The 24,226-nt window shown below is 72.1% G+C and carries 20 protein-coding genes and 1 pseudogene; 7 read left to right on the top strand and 14 right to left on the bottom strand.

Annotated elements, in window-relative coordinates; genetic code table 11:
- Positions 1 to 105 precede the first annotated feature (105 nt).
- Positions 106 to 1,276, bottom strand: a pseudogene (locus tag V2W30_RS06355) (ROK family transcriptional regulator).
- Between the two features lie 95 nt (positions 1,277 to 1,371).
- Here V2W30_RS06355 and V2W30_RS06360 point away from each other — a divergent pair.
- Both V2W30_RS06360 and V2W30_RS06365 read left to right on the top strand, forming a co-directional pair.
- The gene (locus V2W30_RS06360; RefSeq protein ID WP_338694343.1) at positions 1,372 to 2,583 is read left to right on the top strand and encodes an MFS transporter; all 1,212 of its coding nucleotides are present in this window, start codon (positions 1,372 to 1,374) and stop codon (positions 2,581 to 2,583) included.
- Between the two features lie 138 nt (positions 2,584 to 2,721).
- On the top strand, positions 2,722 to 4,110 hold the full coding sequence (locus tag V2W30_RS06365; protein WP_338694345.1) for a uracil-xanthine permease family protein: 1,389 nt from the start codon (positions 2,722 to 2,724) through the stop codon (positions 4,108 to 4,110).
- A 10-nt stretch (positions 4,111 to 4,120) separates the two neighbouring features.
- Here V2W30_RS06365 and V2W30_RS06370 read toward each other — a convergent pair whose 3' ends face one another.
- The 9 genes from V2W30_RS06370 to V2W30_RS06410 form a co-directional block, all read right to left on the bottom strand.
- Positions 4,121 to 4,684: a UbiX family flavin prenyltransferase gene (locus V2W30_RS06370; RefSeq protein ID WP_338694347.1), complete on the bottom strand. Its 564-nt coding sequence runs from the start codon at positions 4,682 to 4,684 to the stop codon at positions 4,121 to 4,123.
- Complete coding sequence (locus V2W30_RS06375) at positions 4,675 to 6,084, bottom strand: UbiD family decarboxylase (protein WP_338694349.1); 1,410 nt, start codon at positions 6,082 to 6,084, stop codon at positions 4,675 to 4,677. The genes V2W30_RS06370 and V2W30_RS06375 overlap by 10 nt, the downstream gene beginning before the upstream one ends.
- A complete protein-coding gene (locus V2W30_RS06380; protein ID WP_338694350.1) occupies positions 6,071 to 6,814 on the bottom strand; it encodes a hypothetical protein in 744 nt (247 codons plus the stop codon). The genes V2W30_RS06375 and V2W30_RS06380 overlap by 14 nt, the downstream gene beginning before the upstream one ends.
- A gap of 80 nt (positions 6,815 to 6,894) precedes the next feature.
- Positions 6,895 to 7,824 (bottom strand): amidohydrolase family protein, encoded by a 930-nt coding sequence (locus tag V2W30_RS06385; RefSeq protein ID WP_338694351.1) that lies wholly within the window; start codon positions 7,822 to 7,824, stop codon positions 6,895 to 6,897.
- Between the two features lie 75 nt (positions 7,825 to 7,899).
- Positions 7,900 to 10,137, bottom strand: coding sequence for a molybdopterin cofactor-binding domain-containing protein (locus V2W30_RS06390; RefSeq protein WP_338694352.1), 2,238 nt, complete (start codon positions 10,135 to 10,137; stop codon positions 7,900 to 7,902).
- Between the two features lie 79 nt (positions 10,138 to 10,216).
- Entirely contained in the window at positions 10,217 to 10,930 is a 714-nt protein-coding gene (locus tag V2W30_RS06395) for a GntR family transcriptional regulator (protein ID WP_338694354.1), read from the bottom strand.
- A gap of 13 nt (positions 10,931 to 10,943) precedes the next feature.
- On the bottom strand, positions 10,944 to 12,395 hold the full coding sequence (locus V2W30_RS06400) for a nucleobase:cation symporter-2 family protein (RefSeq protein ID WP_338694356.1): 1,452 nt from the start codon (positions 12,393 to 12,395) through the stop codon (positions 10,944 to 10,946).
- Between the two features lie 85 nt (positions 12,396 to 12,480).
- Entirely contained in the window at positions 12,481 to 13,884 is a 1,404-nt protein-coding gene (locus V2W30_RS06405) for an amidohydrolase family protein (RefSeq protein ID WP_338694358.1), read from the bottom strand.
- Between the two features lie 114 nt (positions 13,885 to 13,998).
- On the bottom strand, positions 13,999 to 15,120 hold the full coding sequence (locus V2W30_RS06410) for a glycoside hydrolase family 6 protein (protein ID WP_338703505.1): 1,122 nt from the start codon (positions 15,118 to 15,120) through the stop codon (positions 13,999 to 14,001).
- Positions 15,121 to 15,290: 170 nt separating this feature from the next.
- Here V2W30_RS06410 and V2W30_RS06415 point away from each other — a divergent pair, with 170 nt between their 5' ends.
- Complete coding sequence (locus V2W30_RS06415; RefSeq protein WP_338694359.1) at positions 15,291 to 16,007, top strand: DUF5995 family protein; 717 nt, start codon at positions 15,291 to 15,293, stop codon at positions 16,005 to 16,007.
- 139 nt (positions 16,008 to 16,146) lie between these two features.
- The gene (locus V2W30_RS06420) at positions 16,147 to 17,076 is read left to right on the top strand and encodes an LLM class F420-dependent oxidoreductase (RefSeq protein WP_338694360.1); all 930 of its coding nucleotides are present in this window, start codon (positions 16,147 to 16,149) and stop codon (positions 17,074 to 17,076) included.
- Between the two features lie 17 nt (positions 17,077 to 17,093).
- Here the strand turns inward: V2W30_RS06420 and V2W30_RS06425 are convergent, their stop codons facing one another.
- From V2W30_RS06425 to V2W30_RS06440, 4 genes are all read right to left on the bottom strand, one after another.
- Complete coding sequence (locus V2W30_RS06425) at positions 17,094 to 18,788, bottom strand: NAD(P)/FAD-dependent oxidoreductase (protein WP_338694361.1); 1,695 nt, start codon at positions 18,786 to 18,788, stop codon at positions 17,094 to 17,096.
- 67 nt (positions 18,789 to 18,855) lie between these two features.
- Positions 18,856 to 19,659, bottom strand: a complete 804-nt coding sequence (locus V2W30_RS06430) for a carbon-nitrogen hydrolase family protein (RefSeq protein WP_338694362.1) — start codon at positions 19,657 to 19,659, stop codon at positions 18,856 to 18,858.
- 216 nt (positions 19,660 to 19,875) lie between these two features.
- Positions 19,876 to 20,328: an Lrp/AsnC family transcriptional regulator gene (locus V2W30_RS06435; protein WP_338694364.1), complete on the bottom strand. Its 453-nt coding sequence runs from the start codon at positions 20,326 to 20,328 to the stop codon at positions 19,876 to 19,878.
- Positions 20,329 to 20,338: 10 nt separating this feature from the next.
- Complete coding sequence (locus V2W30_RS06440; RefSeq protein WP_425244496.1) at positions 20,339 to 21,820, bottom strand: amino acid permease; 1,482 nt, start codon at positions 21,818 to 21,820, stop codon at positions 20,339 to 20,341.
- Positions 21,821 to 22,235: 415 nt separating this feature from the next.
- Here V2W30_RS06440 and V2W30_RS06445 point away from each other — a divergent pair, with 415 nt between their 5' ends.
- The 3 genes from V2W30_RS06445 to V2W30_RS06455 are packed head-to-tail and all read left to right on the top strand — an operon-like array spanning position 22,236 to position 23,960.
- Complete coding sequence (locus tag V2W30_RS06445; protein WP_338694366.1) at positions 22,236 to 23,120, top strand: STAS domain-containing protein; 885 nt, start codon at positions 22,236 to 22,238, stop codon at positions 23,118 to 23,120.
- Positions 23,117 to 23,518: an STAS domain-containing protein gene (locus tag V2W30_RS06450; RefSeq protein WP_338694367.1), complete on the top strand. Its 402-nt coding sequence runs from the start codon at positions 23,117 to 23,119 to the stop codon at positions 23,516 to 23,518. The genes V2W30_RS06445 and V2W30_RS06450 overlap by 4 nt, the downstream gene beginning before the upstream one ends.
- Positions 23,502 to 23,960 carry an ATP-binding protein gene (locus V2W30_RS06455; RefSeq protein WP_425244497.1) on the top strand — a complete coding sequence of 153 codons (459 nt, stop codon included), beginning with the start codon at positions 23,502 to 23,504 and terminating at the stop codon, positions 23,958 to 23,960. The genes V2W30_RS06450 and V2W30_RS06455 overlap by 17 nt, the downstream gene beginning before the upstream one ends.
- The last annotated feature ends 266 nt before the right edge of the window (positions 23,961 to 24,226 follow it).

The raw sequence follows: 24,226 nt of genomic DNA on the forward strand, positions 1-24,226 counted from the left end.
GGACTCGCCGCTGCGAGAGGGCGGGCTCGCGGCTCCCAAGGACTCGCCGCTGCGAGAGGGCGGGCTCGCGGCTCCCAAGGACTCGCGGCTCCGAGAGAGGGCCGATCACGTCGTAGGCGGCGCGAAGACGTCCCGTTGGGCGGACTCGCGGGCCATCAGGAGGGCTCCGCGCAGTACCGCCCCGCCACCGAGTTCCCCGGCCCTGACCTCGGTCGGGAGCGGTGACATCACGGTCAGCCGCTCCGCGACCCGTCGGGCCAGGGCGTCGCCGCCCGCCCGGCCGACCTCGCCCGCGAGCACGACGCACCCCGGGTCGAGCACCGCGACCACCGCGGCGGCCCCGAGCACGACCCGGTCGGCGAGCGCGTCGAGGAACCCGTCCGCCCCGCCGCGCACGGCCTCCTTCACCACGTCCGCCGCCCGCTCCACCGGCTCCCCGGCTCCACGAGCCCGTGGGCGGCGGCCAGTTCGAGGATCGCCGCGGAACCGGCGAGCGAGTGGAACCCGCCGTCGCACCCGGTCGCGGACGGCAGCTGCCGCGTCCCGGGCACGGGCAGGAAGCCGACCTCGCCCGTGCCGCCGGAGGCGCCCCGGCGCAGCGTGCCGTCGAGGACCACGGCCGCGCCGATGCCGATCCCGAGCCAGAGCAGGACGAATGTGTCGCGGTCGCGGGTGGCGCCGTCGCGCTGTTCGGCGAGGGCGGCCAGGTTCGTCTCGTTCTCGACCAGCACCCGCGCGGGCAACCGCTCCTGGAGCGCCGTGTTCAGGAGGCGGTGCCATTCGGGGAGCCCAGAGGAGTCACGCAGTTCGCCCGTGGCCGGGTCGATCAGGCCGGGCGCCCCGACGCCGACCGTGTGCAGCCGCTCGGCGCCCGCCTCCTTCGCCGTACGTTGGACGAGGGCGACGGCGCGCTCGACGGCGTCGCCCGTGCTCTCCCCGGCGCGACGGGCGCGGACGCCTCGGCGAGCACGGTGCCGAGCAGGTCGGCGACGACGAGCCGGACGCCCCCGGTACGCACGTCGAGCGCGGCGAGGTGGGCTCGGTCGGCGACGATCCCGTAGAGCCGCGCGTTCGGGCCGCGCCGCTGGGCGCCCGTCTCCCCGACGACCTCGATCAGGCCGGACGCGCTGAGGCGCTCGACGAGGTCGGCGACGCTGGGCCGGGACAGGCCGGTCAGTTCCTTCAACTGCCCTGCGGTGAGCGGCCCTTCCTCCTGGAGGTGGCGGAGCGCGAGCCGGTCGTTGATGGCGCGGGCGGTCCTCGGCGATGCGGGCATGGCGGGATCCTACGCGGAATCGGGGTAACTATCAGGCAGGGTTCCTGATAGTTTACATCGGCGCCAGCACACGTATTCGGGAGGGGACCCGTCGGATGAGTGAAGTCACCTACGCGCCAGGGGAGTTGAAGCGGGCCCGGTACGCCGTGGCCGCCGTCTTCGCCGTGCACGGCGCTGTCGCCGGCTCGTTCGCGACGCGCGTCCCCTGGATCCAGGACCACGCCCACCTGAGCGCGGGCCACCTGGGGATCGCCCTCGCCTTCACCGCGTTCGGCGCCTCCTGCTCGATGCCGCTGGCCGGCCGGATCAGCCATCGCTTCGGCAGCCGTACGGCGCTGCGCGGGCTGATCGCGCTGTGGACGCTGGCCCTGGTGCTGCCGTCCCTCGCGACGAACTTCGCCCTGCTGTGTCTGGCGATGTTCGTCTACGGCGCGACCGCGGGCATGGCCGACGTCGCGATGAACGCGCTGGGCGTCGAAGTCGAGCGACTTCTCGACAAATCGATCATCTCCGGTCTGCACGGCATGTGGAGCGTGGGCGCCCTGGTCGGCTCGGCGGGCGGCACGCTCGCCGCCCACCTCGGCTCGGACGCGCGGCTGCACTTCGCCCTGGCGGCGGCGGTGCTCACCGTCCTCGGCGTGACGGCCTGCCGGTGGGTGCTCGACCTCCAGCCCACGGAGGACGAGGAGCCGCCGCCGCGGTTCGCCCTGCCGCCCAAGTCCGCGCTGCTGATCGGCGCGGTCGGCTTCTGCGCGGTGTTCGCCGAGGGCGCGAGCCTGGACTGGTCGGCCGTCTACCTGCGCGACCGGCTGGACACCTCGGCCGGCCTGGCGGCCGCGTGCACGACCGGGTTCATGCTCACCATGGCGGTGGCCCGGCTGGTGGGCGACGCCGTGGTCAACCGGTTCGGCGCGGTCCGCACGGTCCGCACGGGCGGCGGCCTCGCCGTCGCCGGCGGGCTGCTGGTCGTCAGCTCACCGAACCCGGTCGTGGCCATGGCGGGATTCGCGCTCCTCGGCCTCGGTATCGCGGTCGTCGTCCCGCTGTGCTTCGCGGCGGCGGGTCACAGCGGCCCGAACCCGAGCCAGGCCATCGCGGGCGTCGCGACCATCACGTACACCTCGGGTCTGATCGCGCCCGGCCTGATCGGCGGTGTGGCGCAGGCGACGAACCTGACGGTCTCGTTCGTCCTGGTCACCGTGCTCGCCTGCGGGCTCGCCGTGTTCGCGGGCGTCCTGCGCGGCGGTGGCCGCACGACGACGCAGGTCACTGCCGTGAGCGCGGCGGATCCCGCCGCGAAGTCCTGAACCCGCTCGCGCTCCGGCGGCCTCGGCACCCGTATGCCGTCGAGGTCGCCGGCGCCGGGCGGCGGTCAGACCCTTACGCCGCATTAACATGAAGCGATCTTTTTGAGCCACGAAGGCACCACAGAAAGCAGAACTCTCATGGACCTCGGCGTGCGCTGGAAACTGCACGGCGACGGGCGCACCCCGGCCCCCGGCGCAGTCGTCCGCCCCGACGAGCGGCTTTCGTGGCCGCGCACCATCGGGCTCGGCGCCCAGCACGTGGTCGCCATGTTCGGCGCCTCGTTCGTCGCCCCGGTCCTGATGGGGCTCGACCCGAACCTCGCGATCATGATGTCCGGTGTCGCGACGGTCATCTTCCTGATCGCCACGCGCGGCCGGGTCCCCAGCTACCTGGGCTGTTCGCTCTCCTTCGTGGGCGTCGCCGCCGTGATCCGGGCCTCGGGCGGGACGAGCGCCACGGTCACCGGCGCGGTCTTCGTCGTCGGCGTCGTGCTGTTCCTCGTCGGTCTCGCGGTGCAGAAGTTCGGCGCGCGGATCATCCACGCCGCGATGCCGCCGATCGTGACCGGCGCGGTCGTCATGCTGATCGGCTTCAACCTGGCGCCGGTCACGGCCTCCACCTACTGGCCGACCGACCAGTGGACGGCGCTGCTCGTCATGCTGTTCACCGGTTTGGCCGTGGTGTGCCTGCGCGGTTTCTGGTCCCGGATCGCGATCTTCCTCGGCCTGCTCTTCGGCTACGGCATCTCCTGGGTCTTCGACCAGGTCTTCGGCAAGATCCACTCGGCGAACGGCGGCACGGAGGCGGTCGACCACTGGCGTCTGGACCTCTCCGCGGTCGGCAAGGCGGACTGGATCGGCCTGCCCTCCTTCCACGCGCCGTCCTTCGAGTGGTCGGCGATCCTCGTGGCGCTGCCTGTCGTCATCGCGCTGATCGCGGAGAACGCCGGACACGTCAAGGCGGTCGGGGAGATGACCGGCGACAACCTGGACGACAAGCTGGGCACCGCGATCTCCGCGGACGGCGCCGCGTCGATGCTCTCCACCGCGGTCGGCGGCCCGCCGAACACCACGTACTCCGAGAACATCGGCGTCATGGCCGCGACCCGCGTCTACTCGACGGCGGCCTACTGGGCCGCGGCCGGTTTCGCCCTCCTGTTCGGTCTGTGCCCGAAGTTCGGCGCGATCGTGGCCGCGATCCCGGGCGGCGTCCTCGGCGGCATCACCGTCATCCTGTACGGCATGATCGGCCTGCTCGGCGCGCAGATCTGGATCAACGCCAAGGTCGACCTGCGCAACCCGCTGAACCTGGTCCCCGCCGCCGCGGGCATCATCATCGGCGTCGGCAACGTCTCGCTGAAGTTCACCGACAACTTCTCGCTGAGCGGCATCGCCCTCGGCACGATCGTCGTCATCACCGGCTACCACGCGCTGCGCGCGATGGCCCCCGCGCACCTCAAGTCGCAGGAGCCGCTGCTCGACTCCGGTACGTCCACGTACGACAAGGAGTCCGCGGACAAGGGCTGAGCCCGCCCTTCTAGCCGCCGGCCCACCGCTCCACCGCGGGTCCCGGCAGGGACAGCTGGTCGAGGATCCGTGCGACCGTGTGGTCGACCAGGTCCTCGACCGTGCGGGGGCGCTGGTAGAAGGCCGGCATGGGCGGCACGATGCGGACGCCCATGCGGGACAGGGCCAGCATGTTCTCCAGGTGGATTTCTTGCAGCGGGCTCTCGCGCGGGACGAGGACGAGCGGGCGGCGTTCCTTGAGGGTGACGTCGGCGGCCCGGCCGACGAGCCCGTCGGCGTAGCCGGCCCGGATTCCCGCGAGGGTCTTCATGCTGCACGGCGCGATCACCATGCCGTCGGTGCGGAACGAACCCGAGGAGACCGCGGCCGCCTGGTCCCCCGGCCGGTACGTCACGTCGGCGAGCTTGACGACGTCCTCGACGCGGCGGCCCGTCTCCAGCTCGATCGTGGTGCGGGCCCAGCGGCTCAGGACGAGATGCCGTTCGACGCCGGGAGCCGTCTCGCGCAGTACCTCCAGGAGCCGGATCCCGTAGACCGCGCCGGTCGCCCCCGTGATGCCGACGATCAGCCGCACGGCGCGCCACGTCGGTCGAGGAGGGCGCGGGCCCGCGCGGTGCGGGCCGGGTCGGTGCGGATGCGTACGGCGTCGAAGTGCGGCCCGCGGGTCGCGTCGAGACCCATCCGGGACGTCGTGCCGTCGGGGGTGGAGGACGGGTCGAGGGGGCTGCCGGGCAGGCCGTCGACCGTGAACACGTCGGCGTGCGGCTGGAGATGGGTCGCCAGCGCCCACAGCACGTCCTCGTCGCGGGTCACGTCCACGTCGTCGTCGACCGCGACGACCGTCTTCAGATACGGGTCCCAGCCCAGCAGCGCGAGGAGGATCTGGCGGGCCTGACCCGGCCGGGCCTGCCGCAGGGCGACGTACGCGTGGAAGTGCGTGCCCGAGGTCGGGTAGTGCAGGGCCGTGACCTCCGGGAAGCGGGCCATGAGCTGTTCGGCCATCTCCGACTCGCGCGGGATGCGCGCGAGGTTGAGATGGTCGGCGCTGTTGCCTCCGACCACGTCGAACAGGACCGCGTCGCGGCGGCGCAGCACGCTGTGCACCGTGAGGACGTTGTTCGTGGAGCGGTCGGAGGAGTAGCCGGAGAACTCGCCGAAGGGGCCTTCGGGCGCGGTCCGCGCCGGGTCGATGACGCCTTCGACGACGAGTTCGGCGCTCGCGGGGACACGGATGCCGTGCCGCGGGGTCCGTACGACGTCGAGGGGGGCGCCCGACAGGCCGCCCGCCAGGGTGCGTTCGTCGACGTCGGGGGCGACACGGGCGGACGCGGCGAGCTGGAAGAGCGGGTGCGCGCCGACGACCATCGCGACCGGCAGGACCTCGCCGCGTTCCTCGGCGAGACGCAGCAGCTGCCACAGGTGGCCCCGGGAGTGCAGGCTCGTGGCGAGTTCGGTGCGGCGGTGGACGAGGGCGCGGTGGTAGCTGAGGTTGCCGGCCCGTCCCGGCACGCCGGCCGGGGCCTCCGCGGTGATGACGCCGCTGGTCAGGTACGGGCCGCGGTCGGAGTCGAAGTGCTTCAGGAGCGGCAGGGCGGTGAGGTCGACGGCCTCGCCCTCGGCGACCGTGTCGAGGACGGGGCCGGTGGGGACGAGGCGCGGCTCCACGCGGCGGGCCGCCGCCCGTTGGTAGGCGCGGTGCAGTCCGGCCGGGTCCGTGCCGAGGAGCCGGGCGACGCGGCGCCGCGAGGCGAAGACGTTGGTGACGAGGGTGGTGCCGTCCAGACCCTTCACCCAGGGGCAGACCAGGAGCTCGTCACGGCCGCGCGCGGCGAGTTCGGCGACGAGCGCGGCGACGTCCTCCCCCGCGATCTCCTCGTCGACGGTCAGGACGTCGTCGGGGTGCGCCGCGGTGTACGCGGCGAGGAAAGCGTGCAGGTCCTGACCCTCGCGCACGGCCGTCTCAGTGACTGTCACAGCACACCCCCGCGTGCACCCCGCCCGTGAACAGCCCACCCCAGGACGGCGATTCGACCGCGGTGCCGAGCAGGTCGAGCCCGGTGCGGACGGCGACCCGCGCCCCGTCGTGCACGGGTTTGCCGAGCTCCCGCTCCACCATGGCCGCGACGGGCGCCACCGGCAGTTCCGTACCGGCGACGACGAGGCACTGGGCGTCCGCCGAGTCGGCGTCGAGGAGGATGCGGCGGACCCGGGCCACGGGCAGCTCGGCCGCCTCGCGCGGGGTGCCCAGGCCGAGCGCGGTGACCGAGGCCAGGCGCAGGCCCGCCGCGAGGAACGTGTCGGCGAGGCGTCCCGCGCTGCGCTCGGTGCCCGCCGTGACCAGGGCGACGGAGTGGGTGCCGGACCGGGCGAGGAGGTCGAGCTGGCCGAGGGTCACGGTGGAGGCGCGCACGCCGGCCGTCCGCTCGATGACGCGGGACACGGCGCGGGCGTGGGCGGCGCCGTCGAGCCCCGCGGAGGTGCCGTGCCACACGATGGCGTCGGCGCCGGCCTGCGCCAACTGGTCGGCGGCGCGCTCCAGTTCGACGGAGTGGGAGGGCGCGAGGCCGGGCCCGTACTGGATCTCGGGGAGGGTGGCGCGGGCGGTGGGGTGGGCGATCTCGACCTGGACCGGCGCGCAGATCTGGGCGACCCAGCGGTCGGCGCCGAGCGAGGTGGCGGGCAGGAGGTGTCCGATGCGCTGCATGAGGGCTCCACGAGAGGGTGACGGGCACGGGCGGGGGTGCGGGTGGCCGGTCCCCCGGACCGGCCACCCGCGACCGGGCGTCAGGTACGCGCGACCGTGTCCAGGGACGCGTACGTGTCCGTCAGCCGCAGCTGCGCCTCCTCCTGGTCGCGCGGCGGCGGTGTCGGCTTGAGGCCGAGGAGCTTGGCCATGTTGTTGCCGAGGTAGCCCTCCAGGTGTTCCTCGGACAGGTGCATGCCCTGCGGCGGCGGGCCGCACAGCACCTCCAGCTCGCGCGCCCACATGCCCGGTTCGTTGGGCGGCGAGTCGGTGCCGAAGACGAGCTGGTGCTTCTCCATCTGCTGCGCGAACTCGACGATGCGCGACTGGAGCAGCCAGCCGGACTCCCCGTACACGTTCGGCGAGTCGAGGATCATGTAGAGCGCCTCGAAGCAGTAGACGCCGCCGGTCTGCACCCCGAAGTGCGCGAGGATGAAGTTGACGTCCTTGAACTCGCGGATGATCGGATAGAACTGGGTCGGGATCGAGTACGGACCGTCGCCGGTGTGGATGAGGACGACGACACCCAGTTCGTCGCAGACCCGCAGCACGGGCCGCAGCCAGTCCAGGGCACGGTCGGGACGGTACGCGTGCATGTTGGCATGCAGCTTGACCATCTTGTAGCCGTACTCCTTGACGTGGAACTCCAGCTCCTTCGCCCCGTTCTCGGGCCCGAAGCGCGGGTTGTACATGAAGTTCCCGATGAACCGGTCGGGGTACGCCTGGACCAGTTCGGTGATGTACGACATGTAGTCGCGGATGCCCTCGCGTCCGGTGCGCATCCCGTCCTGCCAGACGGAGTTGCCGGGCGGCGGCATGATGCAGCCGTAGTCGATGCGGCGGGGCTTTCCGTTGATCATGTAGGGGCCGTTCATCATCTCCAGCGTGCGCTCACCGGTGAACGGGGAGCCGTCGTGCCGCCACGCCTGGTCGACGATGTTCGTCGGGTGCATATGGGTGTCGATGATCAAGGTGCTGTTTCCTTCCCAGCTGGTGCCAACCGTGTTCCGTGGTGGACCGTTTGGGGACCCAGGGCAGGGCCCGCCTCACCTCCTCTCGCTGTGGGTGATGTCCTCGGGGCGCACCGGCACCTTGGGCAGCTCCAGGCCGGTCGCGGCGCGCAGCGCGTTGGCGATGGCCGGCGTGGAGGACAGGGTGGGCGGCTCGCCGACGCCGTTGAGGCCGTACGGGGAGTCGGGGTGCGGAAGTTCCAGCAGGTCGATGGGGACGTGCGGCATGTCGGCGATGGTGGGGATGAGGTAGTCGGTGAAGGACGGGTTGCGCACCCGCCCGTTCTCGACGCGCAGCTCCTCCATCACGGCGAGGCCGAGCCCCTGGGCGCTGCCGCCCTCGATCTGGCCCTCGACGGCGAGGGGGTTCATCGCCTTGCCGACGTCCTGCGCGGTGGCCAGCTCGACGACTTTGACGAGGCCGAGTTCGGTGTCCACGTCGACGACGGCACGGTGCGCGGCGAACGCGAACGCGATGTGGGCGTCTCCCTGGCCGCGTTCGGCGTCGACGGGGTGGGTGCGGCGGTGCGCGTACTCGTACTCCTCCTCCAGCGGGCCGTGCACGGCGAGGAGTTCGGTCAGTGACCCCTCCCCCAGTACGGTGATGCGCTCGCGCAGCGCCTTGCAGGCGCCCTGGACCGCTCCCCCGCTCATCCAGGTGATGCGGGACGCGGAGGACGAGCCCGCGTCGCCGACCTGGGTGTCGGCGGGCAGGACGACGACGCGCTCGACGCCGAGTTCGGTGCGGACGATCTGGGCCTGCACGGTGACGATGCCCTGGCCGCACTCGGCGGCGGCGGTGTGCACCTCGGCGACGGGCTCGCCGCCGTTCAGGGTGAGCCGGACGCGGGCCACGGAGCGGTCGTCGACGCCGCCGGAGAAGCCGATGGCCTTGACGCCGATCGCGTAGCCGACGCCGCGCCGGACGCCCTCGCCGTGGCTGGTGTTGTTGAGGCCGCCGGGGGTGCCGAAGGGGCCGTCCCCGGCGGGAGGCAGCGGCCGGGCGCGGAGTCGTTCGAGGAGTTCGGCGGCGGGGGCGGGCCCGTCGACGGCCTGCCCCGTCGGCAGGACCGTCCCGGTCGTCATGGCGTTGCGCACCCGCAACTCGACCGGGTCCATGCCGAGTTCACGGGCGAGCTTGTCGAGGTTGGACTCGACGCCGTAGCAGGACTGCACAGCGCCGAAGCCGCGCATCGCCCCGCAGGGCGGGTTGTTGGTGAAGACGGAGAAGCCGTCGATCTCGGCGTGCGGCACGTCGTAGGCGCCGGCCGCGAAGTACGAGCCGTTGGCGATGACGACCTGGGAGGTGGAGGTGTAGGCGCCGCCGTCGAACAGGAGCCGCGCCTTCACGAAGACGATCCGTCCCTCGCGGGTGGCGCCGTGCTCGAACCACATGCGGGCGGGATGGCGGTGCACGTGCCCGTAGAAGGACTCCTCGCGGTGGTAGCTCATCTTGACGGGGCGGCCGGTGTGCAGGGCGAGCATCGCCGCGTGGATCTGCACGGAGACGTCCTCGCGGCCGCCGAACGCGCCGCCCACGCCGGAGAGCGTGAGCCGCACCTTGTCCGGGGGCAGGCCGAGCGCCGCGCACATCTGGTGCTGGTCGTCGTGGAGCCACTGCGTGGAGACGTAGACGTCGACGCCGCCGTCCTCGGCGGGGATCGCGAGTCCGGACTCGGGCCCGAGGAACGCCTGGTCCTGCATGCCGACCTCGTACGTGCCGCTGACGACGACGTCGGCCTCGCGGCGGGCGGCGTCCAGGTCGCCGTGGCGGATGCGGACATGGCGGACCACGTTGCCCGGCCTGCCGTCGACGCGGGTCTCGTGGACCAGGGGGCCCACTCCCCGCACGGCGTCCTCGGGGTCGGTGAGCGCCGGCAGCTCCTCGTACGTGACGTCGATCAGGGCGAGGGCGCGGCGGGCCGTCTCGGGGTGGTCGGCGGCGACGAGGGCCACCGGTTCGCCCTGGTAACGGACGCGGTCGGCGGCGAGGACGGGCTGGTCGGCGACCTTCATGCCGTACGTCGCCTGTCCCGGCACGTCCTCGTGGGTGAGCACCGCCACGACCCCGGGCAGCCGCAGCGCCGCCGTCGTGTCGATCCCGACGATGCGGGCGCTGGGGTGCGGCGAGCGCAGGGTCGCGCCCCACACCATGCCCTCGGCCCGCAGGTCGGAGGAGTACGCGAAGTCCCCCCTGACCTTCAGGCGGCCGTCGGGGCGCGGGGTGCTGGCGCCGACGCCGTCACGCGTGGCGGCTCCGGTGGCGGTGCTCACGGTCGTTCACGTCCCTTCTGCGACAAACCTGGTGCCGAACGGGAGTGGAGCGGGTGCGTGGTGCGGTCGCGCTGTGCGGTCAGTCGACGGGTCGGACGTGCCCCGGGCCGGACGAGGGGCCGGGGGCGACCGCCTGGGAGAGGCGGATGCGCAGCTTGCGGATGTGGTCGCGGGCCGCGAGGTCGGCGGCGTCCGGGTCGCCGGACGTCATCGCCTCGAAGATCCGCCGGTGCTCGGCGACGGCGAGCCGCGGTGCCTCCTGGCCGCGCCACAGCTGGTGCAGCGCGAGGTGGGCCTTGCCCTGGATGGTGTCGAGGGCGGCCGTCAGGTGGGCGTTGCCCGCCACTTCACGGATGGTGCGGTGGTAGGCCATGTCCATCTCGATGTGGGTGCGCTCGTCCACGCCGGTGCCGACCTCGCGCTCGTGGCGCTCCAGGAGGTCGTGCAGTTCGGCGACCCGGGAGGCGTCGAGGCGCTCGGTGGCCAGGCGCGCGGCCAGTCCCTCCATCACCTCGCGGACGACGTACAGCTGGCGTACGTCCTCCACGTCGACGGTGGCGACCACGGCGCCCTTGTGCGGGACGTGCGTGGCGAGGCCGTCGTGGATGAGGCGCTGCACCGCCTCCCGTACGGGGCTGCGGCTGATGTTCATCTGGGCCGCGAGGGCGGGCACGGACAAGGCGTCGCCGGGCCGCAGCCGGTTGGCGAGGACGGCGCTCTTAAGTTCCTCGTACGCCCGGTCCGCCAGGAGGCTGCCGGCCGCGACCGGGTTGACCGCTCGCTCTGCGTTCATCGTCAACTCCCCCTCACTGCTTGCCCGTTGGACTTACATGTTGCATGTAATGTTCGGGCGGGTCAATGGACGTGACGGACTTCGCGCGATCCTCCCGGCGCCGCAGCCGCGGGATCCGCAGGTGGTGGAAGAACAGGTTGAGCAGCACCGCCGTGATCGTGCCGAGGATGATCCCGCTCTCGAACAGGGCGTGCAGCTGGCGGCCCGGCATCTGCTCGGCGAACTGCGGGAAGGCGGTGGGCAGGAAGCCGACGCCCATGCTCGCGGCGACGAGGATGGTGTTGCGCTGGTCGGTGAGGTCGGCCTGGACGAGGATCTGGACGCCGACGACCGCGATGGTGGAGAAGAGGACGATGGTCGCGCCGCCGAGCACGGAGGACGGCATCGCCGCCACGACCGCCCCGACCTTCGGCATCAGCCCGAGCACCATCATGATCACGCCGGACGCGGCGACGATCCACCGGGATTTGACGCGGGTCAGCCGGATCAGCCCGATGTTCTGCGAGTACACCGTGCTGGGGAAGGAGTTGAAGACGCCGGCGAGCGCCGTGGCGAGCCCGTCGGCACGCAGCGCGCGCGTCACGTGCCGCCCTTGCACCTCGCGCCCCACGATCTCGCCGACCGCGAAGAACTGCCCGATGGACTCGACCGCGATGATCACCATCACGAGGACGATGGACAGCACGGCGATGACGTCGAACCGCGGGGCGCCGTAGTGCAGCGGCGCGGCCGTCCCCAGCCAGGACGCGGACCCGATCCGCGAGAAGTCGGTGAACCCGGCGACGGCCGCCACGACCGTCCCCACCACCAGCCCGACCAGCACCGCGACGGTGGCGGCGAAGCCCCGGGACAGCTTGTGCAGCAGCAGGATGACGACGAGCGTGACGGCGGCGAGCCCCAGGTGCGCGGGCGAGCCGAACGAGCCCTGGCTCGGATCCCCGCCGCCCACCTGACGTGCGGCGACCGCGAGCAGGGTGATGCCGACGACGGTCACGATGGTGCCGGTGACCAGCGGCGGGAAGAAGCGCACCAGCTTGCTGAAGACGGGCGCGACCACGAACAGCGCGAGCCCGGCCGCGATGACCGCGCCGAACACCGTCGGCAGCCCGGCTTCGGCGCCGCCGGCCGCGAGCCCCACCGACACCAGCGAGGGCACGGCCGTGGTCGACGTGCCCTGCACCACGGGCAGCCGGATGCCGATACCGGGCAGCCCGACCGACTGGAGCAGCGTGGCGAGGCCGCAGGTCAGCAGCGAGGCGTTGACGAGCAGGGCGATGTCGTCGCCCTTCATTCCGATGCCCTCGGCGACGAGCAGCGGCATGACGACCGCGCCCGCGTAGAAGGCGAGCACGTGCTGGAATCCGTAGACGACGAGCCGCCACAGCGAGGGCACGGCCTCGACGGGGTCCTGCGGTGCGGCCGCGCCGGCCGGCTCGGTCCCGTCCTTCACTTCCTTGTCGGACATGTGCGTTCTCCCTCCACCCGCCGCGCGGGTGTTGTCTCGTGCACACTTGCCGGGGCCGCGGACGGACGGCCGGGGGCGACGGGTCTCAGCGCCGCCAGGGGATGGTGAGCGGGCCGAATCCGGCCCGGTGGACGAGGCGTTCGGCCCGTTCCTGGGCTTCGGCCAGGACCGCCTCCTCGTCGACGAGGGTGCAGCGTCCCTCCTCCACGACGACGCGGCCGCCGACCACGGTCATCTCGACGTCACCGCCCCGCGCGGAGTAGACGAGCGCGGCCACCGCCCGGTGCAGCGGCCGCAGGTGGGGCCGGTCGAGCGCGACGACGGCGAGGTCGGCGGGGGCGCCGGGCGCGAGCACTCCGGCGCCGGAGCCGACGTACCGGCCGCCCTCGCGGGTGGCGAGTTCCAGGGCCTCCTCGCAGCGCGCCACCGCCGGGTCGAGGGTGTCGAGGCGCTGGGCGAACAGGGTCTGTTTCATCACCTCGAACATGTCCTGGCGGTGCCCGGCGCTCGGCCCGTCGGTGCCGAGCGCCACCGCGGCCCCGGCGTCGCGGAGCCGGCGCAGCGACATCACGCCGGACGCCAGGTAGGCGTTGGAGGACGGATTGTGGGAGACACCGGCGCCGCGCTCCCCGACCGCCTTGACCTCGTCGTCGTCGAGCCAGACGGCGTGGGCGAGGGTGGCCCGCTCGTCCAGCAGCCCCTCCGCCGCCAGCCAGTTGACGGGCCTGATCCCGTACGCGTCGAGATAGCTCGCCGGGTCCTTGGCGCCCTCGCTGCAGTGGGTGTGCCACTTGGTGCCGTGCGTACGGGCCAACTCGGCGGCGCCGCGCACCAGTTCCTGGTCGACGTAGCTGAGGTTGAGCGGCGCGGGCCAGATCTCGACGGGCGAGCCGGGCGGTCGGGCCCGCATGCAGTCGCGGGTCAGGTCGAGCTCGTCGGCGACCGAGTAGCGGAACAGGGCGTCGGGCAGGCCGCGCGCGGCGGCGACCGCGGTCCTGTGGCCGATCATGCCGCGCGCGACGACCCCGCGGAGCCCGGTCGCCTCGATGGCGTCGGCCACCGAGAGCACGGTCTCCGCGTCGGTCGGCGCGTAGTGGTTGTCGACGACGGTCGTGATGCCGGCCCGCAGCGCCTCGACCGCGCCGAGCGTGGCCGCGACGCGCGCGTCCTCGGCGTCGACGGCGATGGAGTACGGCCACATGAACTCGCAGAGCCAGGGCCAGATCGACTGTCCCTCGCCCAGGCCGCGGGCGAGCGCCTGGAAGAGGTGGCTGTGGCCGTCGACGAAGCCGGGCAGGACGGCGCGGCCCCGGCAGTCCACGGTCCGGGCAGCCCGCCAGGCGGCCTCGATGTCCGCCGCGGGTCCCACCGCGACGATCCGCCCGCCGGTCACGGCGACGGCACCGGGCTCGTACACGTTCCTGGAGTCGTCGACGGTGACCACGTGACCGCCGGTCAAGAGGAGATCGCAGATGCGCGGGGAGTCCATGGAGCCTCCAAGGGGTCGGCCGGACTTCATATTGCATGCAACATATTCTGGCCAGTTGAACTGTCAACCCCTCGCGCTGTCACGGCACTTGGCCGCGGGGACCCGCGATCGCCGTCAGTCGGCCAGCTCGTAGGCGTAGTCCGGCGTGAAGGTCCCCGGCCGCCCCTTGCAGCCGTCGGACTCGCCGGGCAGCTTCACCCACAGATAGGCGTCGATCCCGGGCTCACCGGTCCGCAGGGTCGGCGCCTGCCCCAGCTTGCGGCCGTCGGGGTCGCACCACTCGCCGTCCGCCGGGGCGCCGTTGCCGTTGCGGCTGGTGTCGATGACGGCGCCGAGGCCGCTCGGGCCGCCCATCGCGGCGAGCACCCGGCGGGCGTACGCGATCTCGTCCGCGGTCCGGTTGAAGTTCGAGACGTTGCTGAAGATCCCGTCGGAGGACGCGGCCGACGCGGCGCCGGCCGCCCGCAGCCGCGCCGCCTGGGTGCCGGCCGGGTTCCAGTCGGAGTGGCCCGCGTCGTAGTAGACCCGGGCCCGCGGGTTCGCGGCCTTCATGACTCGGCCCGCGCGCGCCAACGCCGCGTACCGGTCGTCCCGTTGGCCTCCGCTGAGGCACTCCGTCTGGGACAGCGCGTCGGGCTCCAGGATCACGATGACCTCCCGGGAGCCGAGGCCGGCGGCGAACTTGTCGATCCAGGCGTCGTAGGCGGGGATGTCGGGCGCCCCGCCGTCCGAGTAGCCGCCGCAGTCGCGCCCGGGGATCGCGTACGCCACGACCGCCGGGACCTGCCCGGCGCCCGCCGCCCCCGAGGTCACCGCGCGCACCCGGGACGTGATCGTGTCGGGTGTGAAGTCGGCGAACCAGACGGCGGCGGGCCGGTCCGCGATGCGGGACTCGATCAGCGGGCGCCGCGGGTCGGAGCGGTTGGCCCGCACCCAGTCCTGGACCTGCGAGTCGCCGTGCCGGTAGAGGCCGGTCGAGGCCGGTGCCGCGGGCGCCTTCGTCGTGGGCCTCGGCCGTGCGGGCGCGGACTTCTTCACCGCGGGCTTCGTCGCGCGCTTCGACGGGGACGGGGACGGGGAGGCACTGGGGAACGAGGGAGCCGGCAGCGGGGCCATGCTGGGCGACTCGCTGACCACGGGCCGCGCCTCGTCGCCGCCGTCCGGGCCGCTGTCCAGAGCGGAGACCAGACCCGTGACCGCCCCGACGGCCACCACGGCCGAGGCGGCCGCGACCATCGCGCCGCGTCGCGCCGCCCTCCGCCGTGCGGCCCGGCGCTCGGCGAGCCGCCGCGCACGTAACCCTGACACCGTGTTCTCCCCCTCGTCCTGGCCCGCCGTTCCCTCGTTCTGGGGAAGCCCCCGGCCAGCCGACACCCGCGTCAGCCTACGACTGGGACCCTTCGTGCATGGCGCAGTTGGAATGGATCACACAACCCCACGCACCCGCCGTCCACGAGGTCGACTCGGTGATCGCGAGGATGCGGGCACTCGGCGCGGATCTGCCGCCCAGGGACGGCGTGGCGGTCTTCAACCGCGTCTACCTCTCGGTCACGGAGGCGCTCGACCGGGCCATCGGCACCGGTCGGGCGGGCGGCTTCGGGGACCGGACGGCGGCGGCCACGCTGGACGTCCGCTTCGCGGAGCGCTACCTCGCGGCCGTCGACGCGGCGTCCCACGGCGTGCGCGGGCCGGCGTGCTGGCGTCCGCTGTTCCAGTTCCGGCGCCATCCCGGCGTACGCCCGTTGCAGTTCGCGCTCGCGGGCATCAATGCGCACATCGGCCACGATCTCGCGCTGGCGGTGGTGGACTCCTGTCGTACGCTCGGCTGCGAACCGAGCGCCCTGGAGGACGAGTTCGAGCGCGTGGGCGATCTCCTCGTCACGCTGGAGGAGCGCATCCGCGAGGAGCTGATGCCGGGTCCCGACCTCCTCCAGGTCGCCGATCCGCTGACCCATCTGCTCGGCGCCTGGACCCTGGAGCGTGCCCGCGACGGCGCGTGGGCGGCGGCCCAGGCGCTGTGGGCGCTGCGTGAACTGCCGTCCCTGGCAGCCGAGTTCAGTCACCGCCTCGACGCCTCCGTGGGCCTGGTGAGCCGCATGCTGCTCACCCCGCTCCCTGACTGAAATCGACCCCGTGGCACCCGGAACTCCCGTGTGATCTCTGTACGTTGAAGCCTGCGGCGCCTGATGCGCGTGTGCGCGGCCAGCGGCCAGCGCGGACGACGCCGACGCGATGACGACACCGATCACGAAGGAGCACCGCATGGCGACCCGACTCGGTCTGAGCCTCCCGCAGATGAAGCAGTACGACATCGGCCGCGACATCCCCGACGTGGCACGCGCCGCGGAGGCCACCGGGTACGAGAGCCTGTGGGTGTTCGAGCGGATCCTGTTCCCGGACCCCGCCACCCAGGGCCTGTACGGGATTCCGGGACTGCCCTGGCCGGAGCAGTACCGATCGGTGGCCGACCCGCTGGTCTCGCTCACCCTCGCCGCGTCGGCCACGTCCCGGGCCCGGCTCGGCACCAGCGTCCTGGTGGCGCCGCTGCACGTCCCGTTCCAGCTCGCCCGCTCCCTGGCCTCGCTGGACGCGGCGAGCGGCGGCCGCGTCGTCGCGGGGATCGGCACCGGCTGGTCGCACGACGAGTACGCGGCGGCCGCGGTGGCCCCCTTCGAGCAGCGCGGCAAGGTCCTGGACGAGCTGATCGACGTGTGCCGGGCGGTGTGGGGTCCCGACCCGGTCGCGTACGAGGGCGCGCTGACGACCATCGCGCCGTCCGAGGTCGGCCCCAAGCCGGCCGGTCCGCTGCCGATCCTGCTCCCGGCGAACAGCCCGAAGGCCGCGCGCCGTCTGGTCGACCGCGCGGACGGCTGGATGCCCGCGGCGATGGGCGCCGAGCAGCTCAAGCAGCAGTGGGCGGATCTCCAGGCCCTGGCGGAGGAGCGCGGTCGCACGGCACCGTTGCAGAGCGTGCTGCGCGTGAACACGACGTACACGCGCGACCCGTACACGGGCGACGACCGCAGGCCGTTCCAGGGCAGCGTCGACCAGATCGTCGAGGACCTGGTCGCGCACGACGAGGTGGGCCTGGAGGAGATCCTCATCGACCTCCAGGGCCTGGTCCGCGACGCGCAGGAGCTGAAGGCCGTGGCGGCGGAGGTCTACGAGAAGGCCCGCGCCGCCGGTATCTGACCCCGCTCCGACCTGCCCTAGTCCTCCGGCAGTTCGACCGGAGCGATCTCGTCGTACACGTCACCCGGGCCGGGGTTGGCCGCGTCGGTCTCCCCACCCAGGTGGTGCATGACGCCCCACACCGCGTTCAGGGCGGTCTGCACGGCGCCCTCGGCCCAGCCGGCCGTCCACGAGATGTCGTCACCGGCGAGGAAGATGCCTCGGCGGTCGGCCGGCAGGTCCTTCTGCATGAAGTGCGTGAACAGGCGGCGCTGGTAGCGGTAGTGGCCGGGCAGGTTCGCCTTGAACGCGCCCATGAAGTAGGGCTCGTTCTCCCAGGACACGGTCACCGGGTTGCCGATGATGTGCTTGCGGATGTCGACCTTGGGATAGATCTCGCCGAGCGACTTCAGCATGACTTCGAGGCGCTCGTTGGCCGACAGCGGCAGCCACTTCAGGCTGTCGTCGCACCACGTGTAGGAGAGGCAGATGACGGCGGGCTTGTCGGGGCCGTCGTCGAGGAGGTAGGTGCCGCGCGTCATCCGGTCGGTGAGCGTCATCGACATCACGTCACGGCCCGTCTCCTCGTCCTTGTCCAGCCAGAACGGCCGGTCGACGGGGACGAACAGCTTGCTGGACTCCATGTAGTGGGTGCGCTCGATCGCCGTCCAGTGGTCGATCGGGAACAGTTCGTCGTCGCACGCCACCTTGGAGAGCAGCATCCAGGACTGCGCGGTGAAGATCGCGGCCTTGTACGTGCGGATGTCGCCGTCGGCGTCGGTGACGGTGATCCGGTTGCCCGCGGTGCGGGCGAGCCGGGTCACGGCCGGGCGCGGGGTGCCGTCCGCGTGCAGCGACGCGAGCGAGGTCCCGTACGCCCAGTGCACGATCTTCTCGGGCTCGCGCTCCCACAGGCGCAGCGGCAGCTGCTGCGAGCCGCCGACGATGCCGCGGTGGTGGTCGTCGGCCTCGGTGTAGACGACGCGCAGGATCTCCAGGATGGAGTTCGGGAAGTCCGTGTCCCAGCCACCGGTCCCGAAGCCGACCTGCCCGAAGATCTCCCGGTGCCGGAACGACTTGAACGCCTCGGACTCGCACAGGAACCCGTAGAAGGTCTGGTTGTCGAGCTTCTCGACGAGCTTGCCCCAGATCTCGCGGATGCGCGGCACGTCGCGCTCGCGCATCGCCTGGTTCATGTCGGAGAAGTCGGCGCCCTCGTCGAGGCACTTGTTCCAGGCGGCGGCGACGTCGCGGTAGACCTGCGGCAGGTCGTCGATCGTCTCGGCGTAGTGCGACTCGCCCTTGAGGTCGACGACCGTCGAAGGCGTCGACTCCGCGAGGGGGTTGGGGAACGGGCTGGTCTTCAGGTCCACCAGGTCGATGTAGTGCTGGAGCGCCGTCGAGGACGGCGGGAAGCGCATCGCGCCCATCTCGGCGGTGAGCGACGGGTCGCAGCCGTCGAAGCCGACCGTGCGCAGCCGGCCGCCGATCCGGTCGGCCTCGTAGACGACGGGCTTGAGACCCATCTTCATCAGCTCGTACGCGGCGACGATGCCGGACAGGCCGCCGCCGATGACGGCGATCTCGGTGCCGTGCTCGGTCGCGGGTATCTGGCCGAGGCCCGCCGGGTGGGCGAGGAAGTCGTCGTACGCGTACGGGAAGTCCGGCCCGAACATGGTGATCGGGGGCTGCGCGTCGGTGTGCTGGACGGCGGTGGGCACCGTGGACGTCATGGGGTGCGGACTCCTTGCGGATACAGGGCGGTGAGGGCGGGAAGGGGAGGGAAGGGCGGGGGCTGGGTCACGTCAGGGACGTGTAGAGCCCCGGGCGGCGGTCGGTGAGGTACGGGTTCGCGGTGCGCGACGCGGCGAGCAGGGCCGGGTCGACGTCACCGGTGACCAGCTCGTCGGCGCGTCCCGCGCGGGCCCGCGCGACCCCGTCGGGTCCGGCGAGCACGGACAGCCCGACGAAGTCGAACTCCCCTTCCCTGCCGACCCTGTTGGCGTAGGCGACGTACATCTGGTTCTCGAAGGCGCGCACCGGCACGACGGACTCGGCGACGAACTCGAAGGGGTGCATCTGCGCGGTCGGCACGAGGAGGAGGTCGGTGCCGGCGAGGGCGTGGGCGCGGACGTTCTCCGGGAACTCGACGTCGTAGCAGATCATGATCCCGATCCGTACGCCGTCGAACTCGGCCTGTACGACGGCCTGTTGCCCGGCGCTGAAGTGCGCCCGCTCGAAGTCGCCGAAGAGGTGGGTCTTGCGGTAGGCGGCGAGGCGGCTGCCGTCGGGGCCGATCAGCTGGGCCGCGTTGAAGACGTCGGCGCCGTCGCGTTCCGGCCAGCCGTAGGCCACGGCCAGGTCGTGCCGGGCGGCGATCCGGGCGACGGCGTCGGACGAGGGGCCGTCCGCGGGTTCGGCGAGGCGGCGCAGGTCGGCACCGATCGCGTACCCGGTGAGGAACATCTCCGGCGCGACGAGCAGCCGGGCGCCGGCCGCGGCGGCGCGGCCCGCGGCCACGTCGAGCGCCGCGAGGTTCTCGGCGACGACGCCGGGACGGCCCGAGCTCTGGAGCAGGGCGGTGCGCAGCGGCAACGACGGCATGACTGTCCTCGGAGTCGTACGAAAGGGTGGGAGGGATCGACATGACGGTACGTTTCCGCCGGTCGGCGCGACAAGAGAGGACCGTTGCGTCTCAGCGTGCGATCTGTTGCGTGCGCGGGGCCGGGAACGGCGATTCGTTGCGCGCTCGCGTGAGTCCTTGGTCGCGGTCCGTACGGATCCGTCTCCCCCGGGGCGACGACCCGGTGGATCAGCAGCTCAGGCGGGCGATCCGGAGGTGAAGCGGCGCATCAGCGGGGAGAGCACGAGCACCGATTTGGTCCGCTCGACGAACGGCTCCCCCGCGATCCGCTCCAGGACCCGCTCGAAGTGCCGCATGTCGGAGGCGAAGACCTGGACGAGGGCGTCCGCCTCACCGGTGACGGTGGAGGCGGACGCGACCTCGGGGTAACGCTCCAGACCTCGGCGAATCGAGTCCGGCGAGGTGTTGCGGCGGCAGTAGATCTCGATGAAGCCCTCGGTCTCCCAGCCGAGCGCGGCCGGGTCGACCCGCACGGTGAACCCGGTGATGGCGCCGGTGGCGCGCAGCCGGTCCACGCGCCGCTTCACGGCGGGCGCGGACAGGCCGACGAGCTGGCCGATGTCGGCGTAGGAGCGGCGGGCGTCCTCCGCGAGGGCGTGCACGATGCGTTCGTCGAGATCGTTCAGCAAGGCAGGCGCTTCACTTCTGTGCGGGCACGGGTGCCGCGGGAGCGGCGAGACGGGAGCGACGCATCCCGTAGCAGAAGTAGAACACGAGCCCGACGACCATCCAGGCACCGAAGACGATCCAGGTGATCACGGACAGACTGCCCATCATCCAGACGCACAGGGCGAAGCCGATCAGGGGGAGGACCGGCGACAGCGGCACCCGGAAGGTGCGCTTCATGTCGGGCCGGGTGCGGCGCAGCATGATCACGGCGATGTTGACCAGGGCGAACGCGAAGAGCGTGCCGATGCTGGTGGCGTCGGCGAGCTGGCCGAGCGGAATGGCGGCCGCGAGGACGCCGCAGAACAGGGACACGATGACGGTGTTGGCGCGCGGCGCGCCCGTCTTCGGGTGGACCTTGGAGAACACCTTGGGCACGAGCCCGTCGCGGGACATCGCGAAGAGGATGCGGGTCTGGCCGTAGAGCACGGTGAGCACGACGGACGCGATGGCGATGACGGCCCCGGCGGCGAGCAGCGTCGCCCAGAACGACTGCCCCGTGACGTCCTTCATGATCCCGGCGAGCGCGGCCTCCGAGTCGGTGAACTGCTTCCAGGGCTTGGCTCCGACGGCGACCGCGGCGACGAGGACGTACAGCGCGGTGACGATGACGAGCGAGAGCATGATGGCGCGCGGCAGGTCGCGCTGCGCGTTCTTCGCCTCCTCGCCGGCGGTGGAGGCGGCGTCGAACCCGATGTACGAGAAGAAGAGGGTGGCGCCCGCGGCGCTGACGCCCGCCATGCCGAGCGGCATGAAGTGCTCGTAGTTGCCGGACTGGAAGCCCTTGATGCCGATGGCGCAGAAGAGCAGCAGGGCCGCGATCTTCACGGCGACCATGATCGTGTTGGCGCGGGCGGACTCCTTGGCGCCGCCCAGCAGGAACACCATGGCGAGCAGTACCACTATCAGGGCGGGCAGGTTGAAGATCCCGCCGTCGCCGGGCGGCGCGGAGAGCGCGTCCGGGATGGTGACGCCGATCGTGCCGTCGAGCAGCTCGTTGAGGTACTCGCCCCAGCCGACCGCCACGGCGGCGACCGAGACGCCGTACTCCAGGACCAGGCACCAGCCGCACACCCAGGCGATCAGCTCACCCATCGTTGCGTATGCGTACGAGTACGAGGACCCGGCGACCGGGATGGTACCGGCCAACTCGGCGTACGAGAGGGCCGAGAAGAGGGCGGTGAGCCCGGCGATCACGAAGGACAGGGTGACGGCGGGCCCCGCCTTCGGCACGGCCTCGCCGAGGACCACGAAGATACCGGTGCCGAGCGTGGCACCGATGCTGATCATGGTCAGCTGCCAGAGGCCGAGGGAGCGCCGCAGCGAACCGCCCTCACCCTGACCACCCTCGGCGACCAGCCGTTCCACCGGCTTGCGTCGCATGAGGCGGGTACCGAACCCGGGAGGTGCGGTGTCGACGGGTGGGGTGCGCGGGGGTGCGCCGTGATCGAGCACGGGCCGGCTCCTTCATCGCTGCCAGTTGAGGCTGCGGGGAACGCGGCGGCCCACGCCCTGACCGGGGGACCGCCGAGCAGGCCGTCCCCCGCCACGCCACGTACAGCGGACGACTCTAGAGGAGAGGGCTTCCCGGCTGTAATGCAGCAACCTTGCGCACCGCCGCATGATCGTTGCGCGGATCGTCATGGGACGCACGTTCGTTGCGGTGCCCGTTTCGTCTGTTGCGCCCACAGTGACGGGAGTCACACCTCACGCGCAGGAGTGAAACCCCCGACCAGGGGTATTCGTTGGGGCCGTCCCAGCCGTTGATCCCCGGGACGGTCTGCCGTCGACCCGGCAGAGGACCGCGGCAATTCGAACCTGTGCATGATGGACAGGTCGCATATGCCGAGATGGACGATGAGAGGGGCTTGTGAGTACCAGCGAAACGGACATCCGCAATCTGCTGCTCGAGGCACTGAGGGGCCAGGAGGAACAGATCGCCGACCGCTGGACGACGCTCCAGCTGGAACAGGCGGCACTCGGTACGGACATGAGTGAGAGCGAGCTGCGTGAAGAGGCGCTGCTCCTGATCGACGCGCTGACCGAAGCGCTGGCCAGTGACACCCCGGTGGAGCGGCTCGTGACGTCGCACCACAATCTGCGCACGACGGTCACCGAGCTGTCCCTGCGCAGAGTGCGGGCCGGGGCCACCCCCACCGACACCTCGCTCGCCGTGCTCTCCCTCAAGGAGGCACTGCTCGCCGCGGTGCAGCACACGACGCGCGACACGAGCGAGCTGTTCTCCGCCGCCGTGCTCGTGAACCGGATGCTCGACGCGGCCGGCGCGCTCTCCTTCGAGACGTACGTCGAGGGCCGCGAGGAGATCATCCAGCGGCAGAGCCGCCAGCTGATGGAGCTGTCCACACCCGTCGTGCGGTTGTGGCGGCACGTCCTCGCGGTGCCGCTCATCGGCACCCTGGACACGGCCCGCACCCAGATCGTCATGGAGTCGCTGCTCCAGGCCATCCAGGACCACGAGGCCAAGGTCGCCATCATCGACATCACCGGGGTGCTCACGGTCGACACGGCCGTCGCCCAGCACCTCATGCACACCGTCAACGCGGTCCGCCTGATGGGCGCGGACTGCGTCATCAGCGGCATCAGGCCGCCCATCGCCCAGACCATCGCCCAGTTGGGGATCGACCTGTCCACCATCCTGACCCGCGCCACCCTGGCGGACGCCCTGACCGCGGCGGTCAAGCTCACCGACCAGCCCGCTGTCGGTCTCGCCGTCGCCGAGTCGGCGCAGCGGTGAACTCGCCGCGCCCTACGGGCGTTCCCATCCTGCGGCTCGGCGACGTCCTGGTGACAGGGCTGCTCAACGAGCTGGACGACCGGTCCGCGGTCGCCTTCACCGACGAGCTGACCGAGCGGATCGTGGCCGACAGCGCCCGCGGGGTGCTGATCGACATCTCCCGCCTGGAGATCATCGACTCGTTCGTGGCCCGTACGTTGATGGAACTGACCACGATGTCGCGGCTGCTGGGTGCCCGCGTCATCGTCGCGGGCATGCGTCCCGCGGTCGCGATCACCCTGGTCGAGCTCGGCATCCAGCTGACGGGCGTGGAGACCGCGCTCAACGCGGAGCAGGGTCTGATCGCGCTCGGCTGGCAGCGGACACCGGAGGGCCCAGGCCGTGACCATGTCCGATGAGCGCATCCTGCACCGAGCACGGCCGACCGGAACGCAGGTGACGGTCAGCCGCAGCTACGACGTGCGATCCGACGACGACCTGTTGACGGTGCGTCATGCCGTGCGCGCGGCCACGGTCGAGTGCGGCTTCGGCCTCGTCGACCAGACCCGGGTGGTGACGGCCGCGAGCGAACTCGCCCGCAACGCCTACATCCACGGCGGGGGCGGCACGCTCACCGTGGAACTGCTGACCCGGCCCGGCGCGGGCGGCATCCGCCTCGTCATAAAGGACGAGGGCCCCGGCATCCCCGACATCGCCGCGGCGATGACGGACGGCTGGACCTCGGGCAACGGCCTCGGCCACGGCCTGGGCGGGGCGCGGCGGCTGATGGAGGAGTTCCACCTGGACACCCGTCCCGGCGCCGGAACGACGGTGACCGCGACGCGCTGGACGACGCCATGAGGCCACCGGCCGACACCGCCGTCACCTCGCACGTGATCGTCGACCACACCAGCGCGGTGCACCACGCGGCCGCGCTGGCCAGGGCGTCGGCGCTCGCGGGCGGCCTCGGTATCGCCGTCGCCGAACGGACCGCGGTGCTCACCAGCGAGCTCGCCGGGAACCTGCTGCGGCACGCGGTGGGCGGCGCCGTCTACGTCCAGCGCCTCCCGCAGGGCGGCGGCCTCGACGTGGTCGCCGTCGACCGGGGGCCCGGCATGGCCCAGCCG

The sequence above is a fragment of the Streptomyces sp. Q6 genome, assembly GCF_036967205.1.
In the GTDB taxonomy this organism is placed as follows: domain Bacteria; phylum Actinomycetota; class Actinomycetes; order Streptomycetales; family Streptomycetaceae; genus Streptomyces; species Streptomyces citrinus.